Genomic DNA, 291 nt, shown 5'->3' with positions numbered 1-291 from the left:
AAAACAATCAACATCAATACGATTAACGCGATGAGGTTTACAAAGGATTTTTTCGCTTCCCCTGCGCTCTCAAGCAACAAAATTGAAATTGAATACAGTCACTCTAATCTTATTCGAATTTCTCCTAAAGAGAAGCAGTTATTCATAGAACAAGTGAAAAGGATCAATCCTGGCATACACATAAAGCAAACAAAAAGAAAGTAATAGGATGCTAAAAATCCAGTTCGTCGACGAATCTCTAAGACCGGCTCAACGTTAAAAATCGTTTTCGACTGGGGCGGCTTATCTACC

At 37.8% G+C, this 291-nt stretch carries 1 protein-coding gene; it reads left to right on the top strand.

Going from position 1 to position 291, the window contains the following annotated elements:
* Nucleotides 1-6: 6 nt before the first annotated feature.
* Complete coding sequence (locus tag CHH91_RS21520; protein ID WP_353615340.1) at nucleotides 7-204, top strand: PH domain-containing protein; 198 nt, start codon at nucleotides 7-9, stop codon at nucleotides 202-204.
* The last annotated feature ends 87 nt before the right edge of the window (nucleotides 205-291 follow it).

Origin of the sequence: Virgibacillus sp. 7505 (assembly GCF_002272135.1) — a bacterium.
Lineage (GTDB): Bacteria > Bacillota > Bacilli > Bacillales > Amphibacillaceae > Terribacillus.
Note: the sequence above shows the minus strand (reverse complement) of the source record. Positions and strands in the feature narration are given on the sequence as shown.